The organism is Dyella sp., assembly GCF_035685885.1.
GTDB lineage: Bacteria > Pseudomonadota > Gammaproteobacteria > Xanthomonadales > Rhodanobacteraceae > Dyella.
In genome coordinates this window covers 12,422-29,889 of record NZ_DASRZX010000047.1, presented here as the reverse complement: position 1 = coordinate 29,889, position 17,468 = coordinate 12,422, and the positions used below count along the sequence as shown (strand labels likewise).

Annotated in this window: 15 protein-coding genes and 1 pseudogene; 5 read left to right on the top strand and 11 right to left on the bottom strand. The window is 65.8% G+C overall.

What is annotated here, in order from left to right; genetic code table 11:
• The 3 genes from VFG49_RS05945 to VFG49_RS05935 all read right to left on the bottom strand — a co-directional run.
• On the bottom strand, nt 1–368 hold a 368-nt coding region (locus tag VFG49_RS05945; RefSeq protein ID WP_324858601.1), incomplete at its 3' end, for a VOC family protein.
• A 45-nt stretch (nt 369–413) separates the two neighbouring features.
• Complete coding sequence (locus VFG49_RS05940; protein WP_324858600.1) at nt 414–1,199, bottom strand: enoyl-CoA hydratase/isomerase family protein; 786 nt, start codon at nt 1,197–1,199, stop codon at nt 414–416.
• Nucleotides 1,200–1,431: 232 nt separating this feature from the next.
• Nucleotides 1,432–2,523 (bottom strand): MBL fold metallo-hydrolase, encoded by a 1,092-nt coding sequence (locus VFG49_RS05935; RefSeq protein WP_324858599.1) that lies wholly within the window; start codon nt 2,521–2,523, stop codon nt 1,432–1,434.
• Between the two features lie 243 nt (nt 2,524–2,766).
• Between VFG49_RS05935 and VFG49_RS05930 the strand changes: the two genes are divergently transcribed.
• Genes VFG49_RS05930 through VFG49_RS05920 form a run of 3 tightly spaced genes read left to right on the top strand, consistent with a single transcriptional unit; the run spans nt 2,767 to nt 5,149 of the window.
• Entirely contained in the window at nt 2,767–3,012 is a 246-nt protein-coding gene (locus VFG49_RS05930) for a FeoA family protein (protein WP_324858598.1), read from the top strand.
• The gene (feoB, locus tag VFG49_RS05925; RefSeq protein WP_324858597.1) at nt 3,009–4,853 is read left to right on the top strand and encodes a ferrous iron transporter B; all 1,845 of its coding nucleotides are present in this window, start codon (nt 3,009–3,011) and stop codon (nt 4,851–4,853) included. The genes VFG49_RS05930 and feoB overlap by 4 nt, the downstream gene beginning before the upstream one ends.
• Nucleotides 4,850–5,149: a DUF6587 family protein gene (locus tag VFG49_RS05920; protein ID WP_324858596.1), complete on the top strand. Its 300-nt coding sequence runs from the start codon at nt 4,850–4,852 to the stop codon at nt 5,147–5,149. Before feoB ends, VFG49_RS05920 begins: the two co-directional genes overlap by 4 nt.
• Before the next feature lie 7 nt (nt 5,150–5,156).
• Here VFG49_RS05920 and VFG49_RS05915 read toward each other — a convergent pair whose 3' ends face one another.
• The 5 genes from VFG49_RS05915 to VFG49_RS05895 all read right to left on the bottom strand — a co-directional run bounded on the left by VFG49_RS05915 (nt 5,157) and on the right by VFG49_RS05895 (nt 10,723).
• Nucleotides 5,157–6,161 (bottom strand): sel1 repeat family protein, encoded by a 1,005-nt coding sequence (locus tag VFG49_RS05915; RefSeq protein ID WP_324858595.1) that lies wholly within the window; start codon nt 6,159–6,161, stop codon nt 5,157–5,159.
• Between the two features lie 91 nt (nt 6,162–6,252).
• Nucleotides 6,253–7,209 (bottom strand): SRPBCC domain-containing protein, encoded by a 957-nt coding sequence (locus VFG49_RS05910; RefSeq protein WP_324858594.1) that lies wholly within the window; start codon nt 7,207–7,209, stop codon nt 6,253–6,255.
• Nucleotides 7,206–7,574, bottom strand: coding sequence for a metalloregulator ArsR/SmtB family transcription factor (locus VFG49_RS05905; protein ID WP_324858593.1), 369 nt, complete (start codon nt 7,572–7,574; stop codon nt 7,206–7,208). Before VFG49_RS05905 ends, VFG49_RS05910 begins: the two co-directional genes overlap by 4 nt.
• Nucleotides 7,575–7,628: 54 nt before the next feature.
• Complete coding sequence (locus tag VFG49_RS05900) at nt 7,629–9,035, bottom strand: hypothetical protein (protein WP_324858592.1); 1,407 nt, start codon at nt 9,033–9,035, stop codon at nt 7,629–7,631.
• Nucleotides 9,032–10,723, bottom strand: coding sequence for a molecular chaperone HscC (locus VFG49_RS05895; RefSeq protein WP_324858591.1), 1,692 nt, complete (start codon nt 10,721–10,723; stop codon nt 9,032–9,034). Before VFG49_RS05895 ends, VFG49_RS05900 begins: the two co-directional genes overlap by 4 nt.
• Before the next feature lie 105 nt (nt 10,724–10,828).
• On the opposite strand from VFG49_RS05895, the gene VFG49_RS05890 reads away from it, so the two are divergent.
• Nucleotides 10,829–11,014, top strand: a complete 186-nt coding sequence (locus tag VFG49_RS05890; RefSeq protein ID WP_324858590.1) for a hypothetical protein — start codon at nt 10,829–10,831, stop codon at nt 11,012–11,014.
• 23 nt (nt 11,015–11,037) lie between these two features.
• Here VFG49_RS05890 and VFG49_RS05885 read toward each other — a convergent pair whose 3' ends face one another.
• The 3 genes and pseudogenes from VFG49_RS05885 to VFG49_RS05875 all read right to left on the bottom strand — a co-directional run bounded on the left by VFG49_RS05885 (nt 11,038) and on the right by VFG49_RS05875 (nt 14,391).
• Nucleotides 11,038–12,645, bottom strand: coding sequence for a carboxyl transferase domain-containing protein (locus VFG49_RS05885; RefSeq protein WP_324858589.1), 1,608 nt, complete (start codon nt 12,643–12,645; stop codon nt 11,038–11,040).
• 150 nt (nt 12,646–12,795) lie between these two features.
• A pseudogene (locus tag VFG49_RS05880) lies at nt 12,796–13,059 on the bottom strand (hypothetical protein); the annotation flags it as partial.
• A 147-nt stretch (nt 13,060–13,206) separates the two neighbouring features.
• A complete protein-coding gene (locus VFG49_RS05875; protein WP_324858588.1) occupies nt 13,207–14,391 on the bottom strand; it encodes an acetyl-CoA C-acyltransferase in 1,185 nt (394 codons plus the stop codon).
• A gap of 201 nt (nt 14,392–14,592) precedes the next feature.
• Here VFG49_RS05875 and VFG49_RS05870 point away from each other — a divergent pair, with 201 nt between their 5' ends.
• Nucleotides 14,593–17,421 (top strand): S8 family serine peptidase, encoded by a 2,829-nt coding sequence (locus tag VFG49_RS05870; protein ID WP_324858587.1) that lies wholly within the window; start codon nt 14,593–14,595, stop codon nt 17,419–17,421.
• Nucleotides 17,422–17,468: the final 47 nt, after the last annotated feature.

Sequence of the window (17,468 nt, the reverse complement as noted above, 5' to 3'; positions counted from 1 at the left end):
TCGATGTTGTGGCCGTCGGGATCCAGCACGAAAGCGGCATAGTAGTGGTCGTGATAGTGCGGACGCAGGCCGGGCGCGCCGTTATCCCTGGCGCCCGCGTCGAGCGCGGCGCGATGGAACGCGTCTACCGCGGCGCGGTTTGGCGCCGTGAGGGCCACGTGCACCGGGCCTGCGGGGTGACCGTTGTATGACGTGCCGACCCAGAAGCCCGGCTTGCCGTCCAGGCCGAAGCCCGCGTGATCGCCATCACCCGTTTGCTCCGCCGACACTTCCATCACCAGCGTGACGCCAAGCGGGGCGAGCGCCTGGCGATAGAACTCGCGGCTGCGTTCAAAGCCGGAAACGTGCAGGCCGATATGGTCTAGCATGGCATCCCTCCTTGCAGGCGATCGAAACGGGTCGAGCTGATGGTGTCAGCACCAGCGAGGGCTGCGTTTGCCGAGAAAGGCACCGAGGCCTTCCTGCCCCTCGTCGGATACACGCAGGCGAGCAATCAGCGCCGCGTTGTCATGGTCAAGCTTTTCAGCCTCTGCTTCCGTGGCACCGGCCATGCGAAGCGCGAGTTGCTTGGCCTGGGTCTGGGCGATCGGTCCGGCTTTGGCGAGCAGGGCGAGCGAACCATCGACGGCTTCATCCAACTGGTCCGCCGCCACGCAATGATGCAGCAGACCGATCTGCCGGGCGGTGGCGGCATCGAAAAGCTCGCCCGTGAGGAACAGTCGTCGCGCATGGCGCAGGCCGATCGCGTGGATCACGTAAGGCGAGATGACGGCCGGCACCAGCCCGAGTTTCACCTCGGTGAGCCCGAAGCGCGCACTGTCCACGCCGATGGCGATATCGCAGCAGGCGATGAGTCCCACCCCGCCGCCATAAGCGGCGCCATTGACCCGCGCAATGGTCGGCTTGGGCAGGTATTGCAGCGTGCGCATGAGGCGCGCGAGTCGCAGCGAATCTTCGCGGTTGTCCGCTTCGCTGGCCGCCGCCATGCCGCGCATCCAGTTGAGGTCCGCGCCGGCCGAGAAGCTGGCACCTTCGCCAGTGAGCACCACGGCACGCACGGCATCGTCTTTGCCCGCCTCGATCAGCGCGGCGGTGAGTTCCGCAATCAGCGCATCGTCGAAAGCGTTGTGCACCTGCGGGCGGTTCATGGTGATGCGGCGCACGCCGGCATGGTCGGCGATGTGGATGGGGTCGGTCATGAGGCGCTCCATGGGAGGAGGACATCTTAGAACCGAACAGGGTGGCGCGCTCCGTTGCGAGAGCGCAGCGGCCGTCAGGCGTTCTTCATTCCGACGCAGCTACCGCCGATGGAAGCGCCATAAGTTGTGCGCTCGAATTGGATTTCCGGAGCTGTTCCCCGGACGTTGACGCTGATGCGCGTGCCACTGTCTGTGTCGTGACGTTCCCTGCGCCAGGCGCGCGAAAGTGGCCTCAGTCCTTCGCCGGCAGCACCAGGAATTCGGCCGCTTCCAGCGCGGAACCCTGCCAGTGGGCGGGCGCCACTTCGCGCCACCACGGTTCGACGCATTCAACGCGCGACGGTTCCACGGCCTCGCCCAGCCTGGGCATCACCAGGCCTTCGGGCACCTTGGCAAGCAGCACGTCCGCCGGCTCCGCCCAAGGATGCATGGCGAGGTTGAACGTCCCCCAGTGCACGGGCAACAGGCGTCCGCTGCCCAGCTGCCGCCACGCGGCGAGCGCATTGTCGGGGCCCAGGTGCACGTTGCCCCAGGACGGATGGAACGCTCCCACTTCGATCATCACCAGATCGAAGGGGCCGAGCCGTTCGCCGATCTCGGTGAAGTGCGGGGAAAGCCCCGTGTCGCCGCTGAAGAACACGGCATGCCGTTCGCCGCGCAGCGCGAACGACGACCACAGCGTGGCATTGCGGTCACGCAGGCTGCGGCCGGAAAAATGATGCGAAGGCGCCGCGGTAATAGTGAGGCCGCGCGGCAGCGTGGCGTGTTCCCACCAGTCGAGTTCGGTGATGCGCTCGGGCGGCACGCCCCAGGCTTCCAGGTGCACGCCCACGCCCAGTGAGGTGATGAACGGTACGCGCAGCTTCGCGAGTTCGCGAATGCTCGGATAGTCGAGATGATCGTAGTGATCGTGCGAGATCAGCACGGCATCCAGCGGCGGCAGCGCGCTGATGTCCACCGGCACCGGCTGGAAGCGCTTGGGCCCGAGGAACGGGAACGGCGACGCACGTTCGCCCCAGACCGGATCGGTGAGCACGCGCACGCCATCGATTTCGAGCAATACGGTCGAATGCCCCAGCCAGGTCGCGCGCAATCCGGTTTCCGCGGCTTGCGTCCAGGTACCGCGTGGATCGAGCGAGGGCAGCGGCTGGGCTGGCGTGCGTCCTTCACCGCGGAATACGAAATCGACCAGCGACGGCTGCTCGCCACTCACGCGGGGCGTGCTGGCGGGATAGGTGTTGACGAAACCGCCGTCGGCGTACTGCGTCGAGGCCTGCATGCGTTCGAGCCGAAGGCCCGTGGTGTGGCGTGAGAACAAGGCCATGTGCGATCTCGCTGGGAAGGGGGAGGCAGTGCATTGGGCATCGCCTGCGTACTTTGATCGGGGCCGGCCGATCGGATTCCAAGCGGCCCTGCGGAAAGTCATGCCGACGCCAAGGCGGGGCGGCCCTGCCGGCAAGCCGTGCAAGTTCCTGCGCCAGCGCCATGGCGGGCGGCAACGCGTCACGCTGCAGTCCCGGGATGACTCGGGTACAATGCGAACTATTCTTATTTGAGTTGGTGACCAGTGCGCCTGTCCGACCTGCCGAAAGGGGCAACTGCCGTGGTGGACCGAGTGGACGATGCTCATGCTTCCGACCCGATTGCGCAGCGCCTGCGCGATCTGGGCTTCGTGGCGGGCGAGCCGGTCCGCGTCGCGGCGATGGGGCCGATGGGCGCCGACCCGCTGCTGATCCAGATTGGTTCGACCCGCTTCGCATTGCGGCGCAAGGAAGCGGATCGCGTGCTGGTGCGCGTGGAGGCGGTGGCATGACTGCTTCCACCTTGCGCATCGCCCTCGTGGGTAATCCCAACTGCGGCAAGACGGCACTCTTCAACCAGCTCACTGGCGGTCGCCAGAAAGTAGCCAACTACGCTGGTGTCACCGTCGAACGCAAGGAAGGGCGCTTCACCGCGCCCTCCGGTCGCGTGTTGCAGGTGCTGGACCTGCCGGGCACCTACAGCTTCGACGTCACCAGCCCTGACGAACAGATCACCCGCGACGTGCTCGAAGGCAATTATCCGGGCGAGTCCGCGCCGGACCTCATCGTGTGCGTGGCCGACGCCACCAACCTGCGCCTGCACCTGCGTTTCGTGCTTGAGGTGAAGCGGCTCGGGCGACCGATGGTGCTTGCCCTGAACATGATGGATGCCGCGGCCCGTCGCGGCATCCGTATCGACGTGCCCGAACTGTCGCGCCGGCTGGGCATGCCCGTGGTCGAAACCGTCGCGGTGAAGCGCGAAGGCGTGAAGGCACTGATGGCCCGCGTCGATGGCGAGATGCCCGAAGCGGCGCAAGCCCAGGCGGACGATGCAGCCAGTCGCTCGGGCCTGCACGCCCAGGTGCGCGAATTGATGGCAGCCACGGTAACCATGCCGCGCGCGACGGCAGAGCTCGATGACGCGCTGGATCGCTGGGCGCTTCATCCCGTGTTCGGGCTGGCCATCCTGTCGCTGGTGATGTTCCTGGTCTTCCAGGCCGTGTACGCGGCCGGCAAGCCGATGACCGACCTGATCGGCGACGGCTTTGGCTGGCTAGGCGATCACGCGACCGCGTGGATGCCTGCGGGCCCGTTGCAGAGCCTCATCGTCGACGGCCTGTTCGGCGGCCTGGGCACGGTGATCGGCTTCCTGCCCGAAATCCTCGTGCTGTTCTTCTTCATCCTCGTGCTGGAGGAGTCGGGCTATCTGCCACGCGCGGCCTTCCTGCTCGATCGCTGGATGGTGTCGGTTGGCCTGACAGGCCGCTCGTTCATCCCGCTGCTTTCGAGCTTTGCGTGCGCCATCCCCGGCATCATGGGCACGCGCAGCATTACCGACCCGCGCGACCGGCTGGCGACCATCCTGGTGGCGCCGCTGATGACCTGCTCGGCGCGCCTGCCGGTGTATGCGCTGCTGATCGGCGCGTTCATTCCCACCCGGCGCGTGTGGGGCGTGTTCAACATGCAGGGCCTGGTGCTGTTTGCGCTATACGCCGCGGGTGTGATCGGTGCGATGGCGGTGGCGTGGGTGATGAAGAAGATGCGCCGCGATCGCAGCGAGCACGCGCTGTTGATGGAGCTGCCGTCCTATCGCCTGCCCAAGCTGCGCGACGTGGCGATCGGGCTGTACGAGCGCGGCATGATCTTCCTGAAGCGTCTTACCGGCATCATCCTCGGGCTCACCATCCTGATGTGGTTCCTGTCCAGTTTCCCGGCGCCGCCGGCCGGTGCCACGGGTCCCGCCATCGACTACAGCGCGGCCGGTTACATCGGCCGTGGCCTGCAAGTCATCTTTGCGCCGCTGGGCTTCAACTGGCAGATCTGCGTGTCGCTCATCCCGGCCTTTGCCGCGCGTGAAACCGCCGTGGCTGCGCTGGCAACGGTGTATGCCGTGGGCGGCGAAGGTGCGGACGGCGCCGGCCTCGCGCAGGCGCTGGCGGCCAATTTCTCGCTGGCCAGCGCGCTGTCGCTGATGGTGTGGTTCGCGTTCGCGCCGCAGTGCATGTCCACGTTGGCGGTGATCCGCCGTGAAACCGACAGCTGGCGGAACGTGGGCATTTCCTTCGGCTACATGTTCGCGGTGGCGTATGTGGCCTCGTTCGTCACCTACCAGATCACGAGCCTGCTCACATGAGCACCGGCCTGCTGCTGCAGTACGTGATCATCGGCGCGGTGGTGCTGTTCGGCGCGCTGGTCACCGTGCGCAAGCTGGCGCCACAACTCACCAGCCGTTGGCTGGCATCACTGGCCTTGCGCATGGACAGGCCCGGCCATGCCGCATGGCAGCGATGGTTTGGCCGTCTGCTGCAACCGAAGCAGGCGGCAGGCAATTGCAGCGATGGCTGCAGCACGTGCGGCGCGTGCGGCCCCAAGCCCCCGGAACCGGCGCGCCAGAGCTATCCGCTGGAATTCCGTTCCCGCTCGAAATAAGGCGACGTCACGGGTGGCTTGACGGCATATCGTCAAGCGGCGGTTGCTGCTTGTGCAGCGCCGGGTCGTCTGCCTTTACCGGCGTCAGGATGCCCACCGTCACCGTGCCTGAGTACAGGTAAGGTTTGAAGGCCGGATCGTAGGGATTGTTGCTCTCGCGCAGCTCCTGATAGGCGAGATAGCCGTCGCTCTGGTGTACGCCGGTGATTTCTCCTGGCGTCACGCTGAGATGCCCGCCGGTACCCACGTCATAGTTGGGCGAGGAATCATGGCCATTCCTGCCGAGCATGCCACCGACCGTCAGGTGCATGGCGGATGACCCCACGCGCGATCCCGTCATCGAATAGCGCACCTCGCGCCAGCGCGCCTTGGCTCGCCGGAGCGCCACCGCATCGCCGTAAGTGGGCAGAAGCTCGCGCCAGATCACGTTGGCCCGCTCGAACTGCTCCGGCGTCAGCTGGGCATAGAGCAACTGCTTGGCATAGACGTACTGGGTGTCGCCACGCTCGGCCGCCAAGGCAAACCAGGCCATCGCACGCGGCAGGTCGACCGGCGAACCGTGGCCGTTGAGATAGAGCACGCCCAGGTTGTACTCAGCTGCCTTGTGCGCCCAGGAGGCGGCCACCTGGTACATCGCAATGGCGTGCTCGTAGTCATGCCGCTGGTCGGCCAGTGCGCCAAGGTAAAAGAAGTAGTCACCGGGACGACCGTCGTCCGTGGGCGTGTTGAAGGCATCCCGCCGACTCACAGGCACGTCGCGCGTGGCCCGGTAGCTCACCACTTTCGGTGGCGGCGTGGTGGTATCGACCGGGATAGGGGCAAATCCCGCCGTCGCCACGGGGGCGTTTTGCGAATCCGCGCCCTGTCCGACGGGAGATGTTCCGTTTGGACGTCCAACGGCATCCGGTGACTGGCTTTCCACCGGATTGCCGGACTGGGCGAGGAGATCGAACGGCGCCGCCGACGCGGCGAGGGAAAGCGCAAACAGCAGGACGGATTTCTGCACGGCCATGGCGGTGTCGTCCAATGTCAGCGTGGAGAAGCGGCTGCCATGAACCTACGCCCGCCATACGCGGCGCGCAAATGCCAGATGGTCGAGAGGATTACGACGGCCGCGTGGCTTCGTAGTACGCCTGATGGTGCTCGAACACGGGCCAGAAGGGCTGCGGCTTGCGTCCGGCGAGGCGATCGGCCAGCACGTCCAGATGCGTATGCCAGCCACCAGAAGTACCCGCCATATCCGCTGCCGCCAGGCGTCGATGCGTCACCACGAGCAGCACGTCATCGCCCTTGGGCGTGAGTTCGAAGGTCACTTCAGAGGGCTGTTCGAGGTTGCCCCAGGTGCAGGCAAACCGCCGTGGCGGATCGAGGACGGTGACGCGATGCTGCGTGCTGACACCGTCACTGAAGCGCGCATAGCGGTCCGGCGGAGGCAGCGGCGTCTCCGACAGTTCCGAGTGATGGAAGCGCAGCTCGAATGTGCTGCCGACGCGCGGCTCGATGCTGCCGGCCCCCAGCCAAAGCGCGCGCTTGTCCGATTCCATGAGGTAGGACCAGACGCGTTCGATCGGTCCGGGCAGCAGGCGTTCGAATTGCACCGTGTCGGTCGCAGGGTGTTCGCGTGGAAGATGGCGCTGCAGGTTCTCGTCGAGATGGCCAAGGATCATGCCCCAGCCCTGTTGCGTGGCATCGGCCCAATCAGGCAACACGTCTTCGTGGGTCAGCACCAGGTCGCAGCCATCGTTCGCGGGCGTGATGTCCACGCTGACGCGCGTAACGGCTTCGGAGTAGCGCGGCACGGCAAACGTGAAGACGAGTCGGCGTGGGCGATCGATCTCCAGGTATTCGCCAACGTGTTCCACGTCCTCGCCATCGCGGCGAATGAAACGGAAATGGCCGCCCACGCGCGCGTCAATGTCCACGCGCACCATTTCGCCCTGTTCGGTGGCAAACAGCCAACGACCTGCGGTAGCGGGGTCGAGCCATGCGTCGAAGACGCGCTCGGCGCTGGCGTCGAAATGCCGGGTGATGCGCAGGGAGCGCAGTGCGGGCGTATTCATCGCGGCTTGCCTTTGCGTGGTGGTTTGCGTGCGGAGCGGTCCTCTGCCTTGAGCAACGCGTCGAGCACATCGAGCCGCTGGTTCCAGAACTGCTCGTAGAAACGCAACCAGGCGTCAGCGGTGGCGAGCGGCGCAGGATCGAGCTGGCACACGTGCACGCGCCCCTGCACGACGCGCCGTACCAGCCCCGCGCGCTCCAACACCTTCACATGCTTGGATGCCGCCGCCAGCGACATGTCGAAGGGCGCGGCCAGCTCGCCGATGTTTCGTTCACCCATCGCCAGGCTGCGCAGCATGGCGCGTCGCGTGGGGTCGGTCAGGGCCTGGAATACGGTGTCGAGCGGGGAGGGAGAAGATTCAACCATGGGGTTGAATATCTGTCGGCTCCGGTCAATTGTCAACCGTATGGTTAAGCATTTTCAGGTGACCACGCGAAGCTCCGCACGCTGCCTCCACAGGTCCCAGCTCCACGAAATCAGGGCGAGTGCCATGAGGAGCAGAAAGCTGACATCCTGCTGGAAAAGCGCTCGCAGAGTGGGGACCGCCAGGAAGAAGCCGACGCGAAGCATATTGGGCGACAGCCATTCCCCGGTAGCCGAACGGCGCCAGAATCGACGCAGGGCAAGCCACGCCGCCGGCAGCAGCGGCAGGAGGAAGGCAAGGTTGTCGGGTTGCCACAGCTTCAAGGCGACACTTGCCGCGCACAGCACGGGCACCAGCAAGAGATTGAGCCATGGCCAACGCACGTCGATATGTTCGGGGTGGTTATGCCAGGCATCAAGTTGCATGTAGCCAACCCACAGCAGCCAGATCGCGCCGGGCACCGATGCGATGCCGAAAAGCCACGGCAACGGGCTCAGGTCGAGTGGGGCGGCTGCATCGGAATGAATGTCATCGAAGAGCTGCGGCAGAAGCACGCCTATCCCTAGAAGCAACGCGATGCTCATCGCAAAAAGCCAGCGATGCAGGGCAAGTGCCATGCGCGCGCGCGTGAGGCCCGGCTGCACGGCATCCTTCCAGAACTGGATGCGCTTGCGATCGAACGACGGTGGCAACTCGTCGTAGTGCCCCTGGCAAAGCAGGGAAATGAAGTTTGCGCGATTGCGAGCCATGGACGGCAACGTGCCGGATATGCAAACAGACCGCCGCTGGAAGGGCCGGGTGAACTCGTCGAGCAACCGTTGCAGCATTCTCGGCGTGTACGTCGTGGCGCCCAGGCGCTGGCGCAGTGCTTCGCGATTGCAGGGCTGAAGCTCCCACGCCAGTCGCATGCGCCGCGACAGTCGCGCCAGCGCCATCGCATCGATACGTGCCTGCACTCGGTCCAGATCGAAGAACGCCAGCAACGTCTGCAGGCATTCGCCGGGCATGGGCGGCACCTGTTGGAACAGGCACTCCACGCAGCGCCGGCCCACCATGGCCTTGGCCTGCAGCGACCACAGTTCCGGCCGAGCGCGCAGCCAGGTGAGCAAGGAGGCGACGTCACCCTCGGCCGCGAGGGCAATTGCCTGCTGCACGAGCCGATCAACTTGCTCCCGTGATGGCACGACCTCGACGATGCCCTCGTCGGCTGCCTGTGCGTCGAGGGCTTGCTCTCGCGTGGCCTCCGCGGGCGATGCGCCCGACGGCTCGAGCGGAAACGCCACTTCTTCGCCGCTTTGCGAACGGCACTCCGCCAGTGCGCGCTGGTACATCGCGTGCAGTTGCTGGAAACCTTCGGGATTCTCATCCGGCCGCGTCGTGCGCAGACGCTGCGCGTACGCGCGCTTGAGCGCGCGCTCGTCTGCATCGCGCGGCAGGCCAAACCACTCCAGCGGCGAACTCACAGCGACGTCTCCAGCACATCCATGGCATTGCCAAACAGCTGGCGATGTTCGCGGATGCGATGTTCGTCCTGGCCGTCCAGCACGCTCCGAAACTGCGAGATCCATTGCTGAAGTTGCGAGCGGGCAGCCACGTATTCCTCGTACATGCGTTCGGCGCGCGCGAGCACCGCGATGTTCTCCTGCTTGTCGCGTGGGTGGATCTTGATGGCATCCAGCGCGGCCAGTCGCATGCGGATCTCCGCGGGATCGAGTACGCCGGGATTTTGTTCCAGCACCAGCTCGTGGCGCGCACCTGTTGCCTGCACGGTGGCTTCCACCTGCAGCACGCCGTTGATGTCGTAGGTGAAACGCACGTCCACCGAGTTCTCGCTGGCGGTGCGGCGGGGCGGCAACGCGATGGCGAGCGCGCCGAGCTTGATGTTGCGTTCCACCATGGGGTTTTCGCCCTGGTAGACGTTGAGCTCCAGCTGCTTCTGGTGATCCTGTACGGGCTGGAAGGTTTCCACGCGACTCACCGGCACCGTGCTGTTGCGGTGGATGATGGGCGCGAAGAAGCCCTGCTGGCGTCCACCGGCGTCGTCTTGCCGCGATACCTCGATGCCGAGCGTATAAGGACACACGTCGGTGAGGATGACCTCGTCCAAACGTGCATCGCGCGCCTTCAGGCCCGATGCCACGCAGGCGCCCAGCGCGATGGCTTCGTCCGGATTCACATGGCGCAAAGGCAGGCGGCCGAACATGCGCGACACTAGTCGCGCTACCAGCGGCATGCGGCTGGCGCCGCCCACCAGCACGATCTCGTCGAGTTGAGTCGGCTGCAGGTTCGCGTCTCGCATGGACCGTTCAAGCGGCACGCGCAGGCGATGCACCAGCGGCTCGCTCAAATGCGCGAAGCGCTCTTCGTTGATGTTCCAGCGGATCGGTGCATCGCCGTGCTGCCATTCGACCGTGGCTTCGCTGCCGTTGCCGAGCTGGCGCTTGGCCGCTTCCAGGCGACGGCGCAACTGGCCGCGTTCCTGTGGCGTCAGCTTTCCGGCGTCCATCTTCTGGTCGGTGCAAAAGGCGGCTTCCAGCACATCGAGGAAATCCTCGCCGCCAAGGAAGTTGTCGCCCGCGCTGGCATGCACCTCCACCACGCCGTCGAACATTTCCAGCACAGAGACGTCGAAGGTGCCGCCACCGAGATCGAACACGAGGAAGCGCGAGCCATCGCGTTTTTCCTGCAGGCCATAGGCGAGGGCGGCGGCGGTAGGTTCGTTGATCAGGCGTTCCACGCGGATGCCGGCCAGTTCACCGGCGGCACGCGTGGCCTTGCGTTGTGCATCCGAGAAATACGCCGGGACGCTGATCACTGCCTCGGTCACCTTTTCGCCGCTGGCGGCTTCGGCATCCGCGATCAGCGAGCGCAGGATCAGCGCCGACAGCTCCTCCGGCCGGAACACATGTGGCCCCAGTCGCGTTTCCCGCGGCGTGCCCATCCAGCGCTTGAACGTGGCAACGCTGGCCTCGGGATGACTCACCATGCGGTCGCGCGCCGCCTGGCCCACGATGACGTGGCCGCCGTCGTCCACGCTCACCACCGATGGCGTGAGACAACCCCCGAGCGGATTCGGAAAAAGCACCGGTCCGTCCGGGCCATACGTGCCGATGAGCGAATGCGTGGTGCCCAGATCGATGCCGACAATCATCCCTGACAGTTCCCCCTGTAGGTATCGGCGCAGTGTACCGAAGGTGCATGGCTAGCCGCATGCGAGTCATAAGCCGTTAGACTCGGTCGGACTACAGGAGACGACATGCAGCCGACGCCGCCCCTCGATCCCGCCCAGCCGTCCGCCGATGGCTGTGACACCCACGCGGCACAGCATCCGCTGCGCCATCCTCCCGGCCACGGTCTGCTCGAAAATACGGAGATCGCTGCGCAGGACGAATTGCAGCACGAGGCCGCCCTGCGCGATTCGGCGTTGCGCGTACCGCGCTAGGGCAACGTCGCCCGAGGCAAGGCTTACATGCGGAACACGCCGTAACGCTGCGGTTCGAGCGGCGCGTTGAGCGAGGCGGAAATGGCCAGGCCCAGCACGCGACGCGTGTCGGCGGGATCGATGATGCCGTCGTCCCACAGGCGCGCGCTGGCGTAGTAGGGATGGCCCTGGCGTTCGTACTGTTCGCGGATGGGCGCCTTGAAAGCCTCCTCGTCCTCGGCGCTCCAGCTCTTGCCGCCGGCCTCGATGCCATCGCGGCGCACGGTGGCCAGCACCGAGGCGGCCTGTTCGCCGCCCATGACGCTGATGCGCGCATTCGGCCACATCCACAGGAAGCGCGCGCCGTACGCGCGGCCGCACATGGCGTAATTGCCGGCGCCGAAGCTGCCGCCTATCACCACGGTGAACTTCGGCACGTGCGAGCACGCCACCGCGGTCACCATCTTGGCACCGTCCTTGGCGATGCCGGCGTTCTCGTACTTCTTGCCGACCATGAAGCCGGTGATGTTCTGCAGGAACACCAGCGGCACGTTGCGCTGGTTGCACAGTTCGATGAAGTGGGCTCCCTTGAGCGCGGACTCGGAAAACAGGATGCCGTTGTTGGCGATGATGCCCACGGGATAGCCGTGGATGTGCGCGAAGCCGCAGACCAGCGTCTTGCCGTAGCGCGCCTTGAATTCGTGGAACTCCGAGCCATCGACGATGCGCGCGATCACCTCGCGGATGTCGAACGGCCGACGCGTGTCCTGCGGGATCACGCCGTACAGCTCCTCCGCCGGATACAGCGGTTGCGCCGGCGTCTTCAGCGCCAGCGGCATGTCCTTCTTCCGGTTGAGGCTGGCCACGATGTCACGCGCGATCGAAAGCGCATGGGCATCGTTTTCCGCAAAGTGATCGGCCACGCCCGAGACGGACGTATGGACGTCCGCACCGCCCAACGCCTCGGCGTCCACCACCTCGCCCGTCGCCGCCTTCACCAGCGGCGGGCCGCCCAGGAAGATGGTGCCCTGCTCGCGCACGATGATGGTCTCGTCGCTCATCGCCGGCACGTAGGCGCCGCCGGCCGTGCAGGAACCCATCACGACGGCGATCTGCGGAATCCCCAGGCCCGACATGCGTGCCTGGTTGTAGAAGATGCGGCCGAAGTGTTCCCGGTCCGGGAACACCTCATCCTGCAGCGGCAGGAAAGCGCCGCCCGAGTCGACCAGGTAGACGCAGGGCAGGCGGTTCTCAAGCGCCACTTCCTGGGCGCGCAGGTGCTTCTTCACGGTGATGGGGAAATACGTGCCGCCCTTCACCGTGGCGTCGTTGGCCACCACCATGACCTCGATGCCATGGATGCGACCGATACCGGTGATGATGCCAGCGGCAGGTGCGGCGTCTTCATACATGCCGTGCGCCGCCAGCGGCGACAGTTCCAGGAAGGGCGAGCCGGGGTCGAGCAGGGCGCGGATACGTTCGCGGGGCAGCAGCTTGCCGCGTGCCGTGTGCTTCTCGCGGGCCTTTTCGCCGCCGCCCTCGGCGCTGCGGGCCAGCTCGCGATGCAGGTCGTCCACCAGTCCGCGCAGCTGGCTGCTGCTGGCCTGGAACTCGGGGGAACGGGAATCGATCTGCGAGGCGATGACACTCATGGGCTGGGGCTGCCGTTCGATGGATAGCCCCTGATGATAGTGGCGCGGGCATCGCGGCTAAATCGGCGACGCAGCATGGCGCCCGCCCCAAAAAAAACCGGCCGCGCGAGGCGGCCGGTTTTCCGAAGTACACGGATGTACTTAGTGACCCGCGGTCGTTGCCGGAGCCGGAGCAGCAGCGGTCGAAGCCGGGGTCGGCGCCGGCTGTTCGGCCGGAGCAGCAGCGGTCGAAGCCGGAGCAGCAGCCGGAGCCGTGGCGTTGGCGTCAGCCGCAGCCTTCTGAGCCGTATCAGCAGCCTGCTGAGCCTGGTCAGCCGACTTCTGTGCATCCTGCGCGGAATCCTGCGCGCCGTTGCTGCAAGCCGCCAGCAGCGCGACGAGCGCGGAGGCGAGAAGGGTACGCGTGAACTTCATGTTGAATCTCCTTTGCCGTGGAATGCCGTTTGGCGGGCGTATTAATAACGCTTTCGTGGAAAATGCGCCACATCTTTGTGTAAAGCCGGCAAATGCCGGTTAACCCCGCTTTCATGGGCGGCCAATGTCCTGCCGCCGCCGGGACGGTCAGTCGAGCAGTTCCACCGCAAGGGCCGTGGCTTCGCCACCGCCGATGCACAGCGATGCCACGCCACGCTTGAGGCCGCGGGTCTTGAGCGCATTGATCAGGGTGACCACGAGGCGGGCACCGCTGGCGCCGATCGGATGGCCAAGGGCACAGGCACCGCCATTGACGTTGATCTTGTCGCGAGGAATGTCCAGTTCGCGCATGGCCGCCATGGCCACGACGGCGAAGGCTTCGTTGACCTCGTACAGGTCGACGTCGGAAGACTTCCAGCCGGCCTTCTCCAGCACCTTGTGCAGCGCGCCTACCGGGGCGGTGGTGAACCATTCCGGTTCCTGCGAATGGGTGGCGTGGGCCACGATGCGCGCGAGCGGCGTGAGGCCGCGCGCCTTGGCGTCATCGGCCGACAGCAGCACGACTGCGGCGGCGCCATCGGAAATGCTCGACGAGCTGGCGGCGGTGATCGTGCCGTTTTCCTTGCGGAACGCGGGCTTGAGCGTCGGGATCTTGCTGACGTCGGAGCGGCCCGGCTGCTCATCGGTGTCGACCTTGACCTCGCCCTTGCGGCTGGCCACGGTCACCGGAACGATTTCACCGGCGAATGCGCCGGAGGCCTGCGCCGCCTTGGCTCGTTCGACCGACTCGGTGGAGAACGCGTCCTGCTCTTCGCGGGTGAAGTGGTACTTGTCGGCGCAATTCTCGCCGAACACGCCCATGGCCTTGCCGTCGTACGGGTTGGTGAGGCCGTCCCACGCCATGTGGTCGACCAGCGCGCCGTCACCGTAACGGATGCCGCTGCGCGCGTTGACCATGTGCGGTGCGTTGGTCATCGATTCCATGCCGCCGGCCACCACAATGGCAGCCGAACCTGCCTTGATCAGGTCATGACCCAGCATGATCGCTTTCATGCCCGAACCGCAGACCTTGTTGATGGTGGTGCAGCCTGTGCCGACGGGCAGGCCCGCGGCGAGCGAGGCCTGGCGTGCCGGTGCCTGGCCGAGGTTGGCTGGCAGCACGCAACCCATGATCACCTCGCCGACGTCAGCCGCTGCCAGGCCCGACTGCTCCAGCGCGGCGCGGATGGCCGTCGCGCCCAGCGTGGGCGTGGGGACGCCGGTGAACTGACCGAGGAAGGAGCCAATGGCAGTGCGCTTGGCACCCACGATGACGACGCTGACATCCGACATGGAAATCTCCGCAAGTACTTGATGGGGCTGGGGTGCCCGGAAAAAAGCCATGCAATTATCGCAGTCCGCGGCGGACCGGGGCAAACCGGGCCGATTCGGCGCAACCGTGCGATCTTGCGCGCGTTTGGTTGCGTTTTCGTTGTGCCACTATTCGGTCGGTCGTGCGTTGGTGGGGACAGGGGCGATCGACGGGGTGGGGAAATGAAGACGGGTAAGACGGAATTGCCGTGCCGGCGCGCCGCCGTGCTGGTGGGGTTGGCCTTGGGCTTGAGTGCGTGCGGGGGTGGTGGAGGCAACGGCAACGTCAAGCCGGCGCCCAGTCCTGCGCCGGCACCTGCTCCCGCTCCCGCGCCGCCGCCATCGAGCAGCGTGGCCCAGCCACCGGTCGACGCGCAGCTAAGCCTTACCAACACTTATGCAGCACATGCGGGTGGCTACACCGGTGCGGGCGTCACCATCGGTATCGTCGACACCGGCGTGATGTCCACGCATCCGGCGCTGGCCGGCAGGGTGGTGAAAGAGCTCACCTACGTCGATCCGAGCACCAACAACCTGAAGGTGGACGACGTCAACGGCCACGGCACCTTCGTGTCCGAGATTGCCGCCGGCGTGCCTTTTGGCCAGTTCGCCGGAGGCATCGCGCCGGGATCGGACATCGTCTCCGCGCGCATCATCGACGACAGCGCGCCCGACGATAACGGCTCGGCGCCGCCGGCGCCGGTCACCTCGTCAGACGCCATTCCGCTGGGACAGGTGAACGCCGACCTCATCAGCAACGGCGTCAAGGTGATGAACAATTCCTGGGGCGGCATCAGCTGGAGTTCCAGCGACAGCGCCACGACCAAGGGATTCCACGATGCCTACAGTCCCTTCATCAACACCTGGGGCGGCCTGGTGGTGTTCGCCGCCGGCAACGATTCGCAGGCCAACCCGAGCACGATAGCCTCGCTGCCCAGTCTCGCGCCGGATCTGGAAAAGGGCTGGCTCACCGTCGTGGCGATCGACAGCAACAACCCGACCAAGCTGGAGAGCTACTCCAACCAGTGCGGCATCGCGATGAATTACTGCCTGGCCGCGCCCGGCGACGTGATCGTCAGCGGCAAGGGAGACACCAGCACCGCGAACGAAACCTACTGGATTGTCGAAGGCACTTCGCTGGCGGCGCCGCAGGTATCGGGTGCCGCTGCGCTGGTGTGGCAGGCCTTTCCGTATTTCAGCAACGACCTCGTGCGGCAGACGCTGCTCGGCACGGCCGATGCCCTGGGTGGTTCGCAACCGAATGCGACGTTCGGCTATGGCGAGCTGGATGTCGCGCGCGCCGTGAAAGGGCCGGCACAGTTCAACTGGGGCGATGTCACGGTCAACTTCAGTGGCAGTTCCACGTGGTCCAACACGATCTCGGGTGCGGGCGGCCTGATCAAGCAGGGCACGGGCACGCTGACGCTGACCTACCCGGCGACTTACACCGGCTTGACGCAGGTGCAGGGCGGCATGCTGGCCGCGGCGTCGCTGGCATCCAGCGTCAACATCGGTGCGCAGGGCGTGCTGACCAATACAGCCTCCGTCGGCGGCTCGGTGACGAATGCCGGCGTGCTTGCCATGAACGCCACCGACATGACGATCCTCGGCAACTACACGCAGCAGGGCAACGGTCGCCTCGCGATGCCGCTGGGTGCGCTCTTTCATGTCGGCGGCACGGCCAACATCACCGGCGGCGATCTCTACATCACCGGCATGCGCCAGGGCTATCAGGTCAACTCGCATACCGACGTACTGATGACCGGCAGCGGACTGACCGGCACGTTCTCGGCACTCAACGTGGCGACGGGCGTATTGCTTTCCGCCTCGCTCAACTACGACGCCAACAATGCCTGGTTGAACGTGAGCCAGGTGCAGGCGACCAATGTGACGGGCGTGACCTATACGCCGGCGTCCTATGCCGCCGCGCAGCGCGTGGATGCCGCTTTCAGCCAGCTCAACGGCCAGGCTACGCAAGGCAGCGCGGTTGCGACGCCGACGCCTTCCTCGTTCGCCAGTGGTGCCGCCGCGCTTCAGCAGATCGCCACGGCCAGTGCCCTGCAGCAATCGCTGGAAAGTCTCTCGGGCCAGTTGCATGCGGCCAGTGCGGCGATGACCTTTGAGGCCATGGATGCGGGTACGCGCGCACTGTCGGGCCGCTTCGACCAGTTGAGCGACACCACCCATGTCGGTGGCTGGACGCAGGCGCTGGATGGTTATGGAAGTCTAAGCCGCAGCGGCTTTGCCAACGTAGGCTACGACCTCAATGGCTGGATGGTGGGACAGGATCGCCGTCTGGGTGCCAATGGCGTCGTCGGGTTTGCGATGAGCCAGAGTGAGAACCTGGGGCGACTCGACGCATTCGCGGACCAGGGAACGAGCCGTGCGGTGGAAGGCATGTTCTACGGCGGCATGATGCAGGATCGCTGGTACGCCATGGGCCGCCTGGGCTTCGGGAGTTATCGCGAAGACATGCGCCGGCATATCGAGCTGGGCAGCGATGTGCAGAACGTCGGCAGCGACACCACGGGCCGTTACGGCGTGGCGTACGGCGAGAGCGGTTATCGCATTGCCACGGCCGGCGTGGACATCACGCCATACGTCAACCTGCAGTACGCCAACATCCGCACCGACGGATTCAACGAGGTCGGCGGTGACGGCTTCGGGCTCAAGGCGTCGTCGCAGGACATCGATCGCTGGCAGGCCGGCGCGGGCCTGCGCGCGAGCCGCGGCTGGACGCTTGCCAATGGTGGCCAGCTGAGCCTTCAGGCGCACCTGTTGTGGCAACGCGCCTTCAGCATGCGCGGTGCGATTCCGGACGCGAGTTTCGCCGTGCTCGACCAGTGGTCGCCGGTGGGCGGCATCGGATTGTCGCGTTATGGCGGCGACATGGGCATGAGCCTGGACTGGACCATGTCCGCGCGTTCGCACCTGTCGCTGGGGCTGGACCAGTACGTCGCGCAGTACGACCACGGACACATGGAATCGCTGAACTACCGCCTGTCGTTCTGAGCGCACGGGCTGCCCAGGGTTCGCCACCGCACCTGCAGGTATGCACC

Coding starts and splice junctions, on each gene's coding strand:
- VFG49_RS05940 (WP_324858600.1), bottom strand. CDS start 1,199: ATGACCGACCCCATCCACATCGCCGACCATGCCGGCGTGCGCCGCATC.
- VFG49_RS05935 (WP_324858599.1), bottom strand. CDS start 2,523: ATGGCCTTGTTCTCACGCCACACCACGGGCCTTCGGCTCGAACGCATG.
- feoB (WP_324858597.1), top strand. CDS start 3,009: ATGACTGCTTCCACCTTGCGCATCGCCCTCGTGGGTAATCCCAACTGC.
- VFG49_RS05920 (WP_324858596.1), top strand. CDS start 4,850: ATGAGCACCGGCCTGCTGCTGCAGTACGTGATCATCGGCGCGGTGGTG.
- VFG49_RS05915 (WP_324858595.1), bottom strand. CDS start 6,161: ATGGCCGTGCAGAAATCCGTCCTGCTGTTTGCGCTTTCCCTCGCCGCG.
- VFG49_RS05910 (WP_324858594.1), bottom strand. CDS start 7,209: ATGAATACGCCCGCACTGCGCTCCCTGCGCATCACCCGGCATTTCGAC.
- VFG49_RS05905 (WP_324858593.1), bottom strand. CDS start 7,574: ATGGTTGAATCTTCTCCCTCCCCGCTCGACACCGTATTCCAGGCCCTG.
- VFG49_RS05895 (WP_324858591.1), bottom strand. CDS start 10,723: ATGATTGTCGGCATCGATCTGGGCACCACGCATTCGCTCATCGGCACG.
- VFG49_RS05890 (WP_324858590.1), top strand. CDS start 10,829: ATGCAGCCGACGCCGCCCCTCGATCCCGCCCAGCCGTCCGCCGATGGC.
- VFG49_RS05885 (WP_324858589.1), bottom strand. CDS start 12,645: ATGAGTGTCATCGCCTCGCAGATCGATTCCCGTTCCCCCGAGTTCCAG.
- VFG49_RS05875 (WP_324858588.1), bottom strand. CDS start 14,391: ATGTCGGATGTCAGCGTCGTCATCGTGGGTGCCAAGCGCACTGCCATT.
- VFG49_RS05870 (WP_324858587.1), top strand. CDS start 14,593: ATGAAGACGGGTAAGACGGAATTGCCGTGCCGGCGCGCCGCCGTGCTG.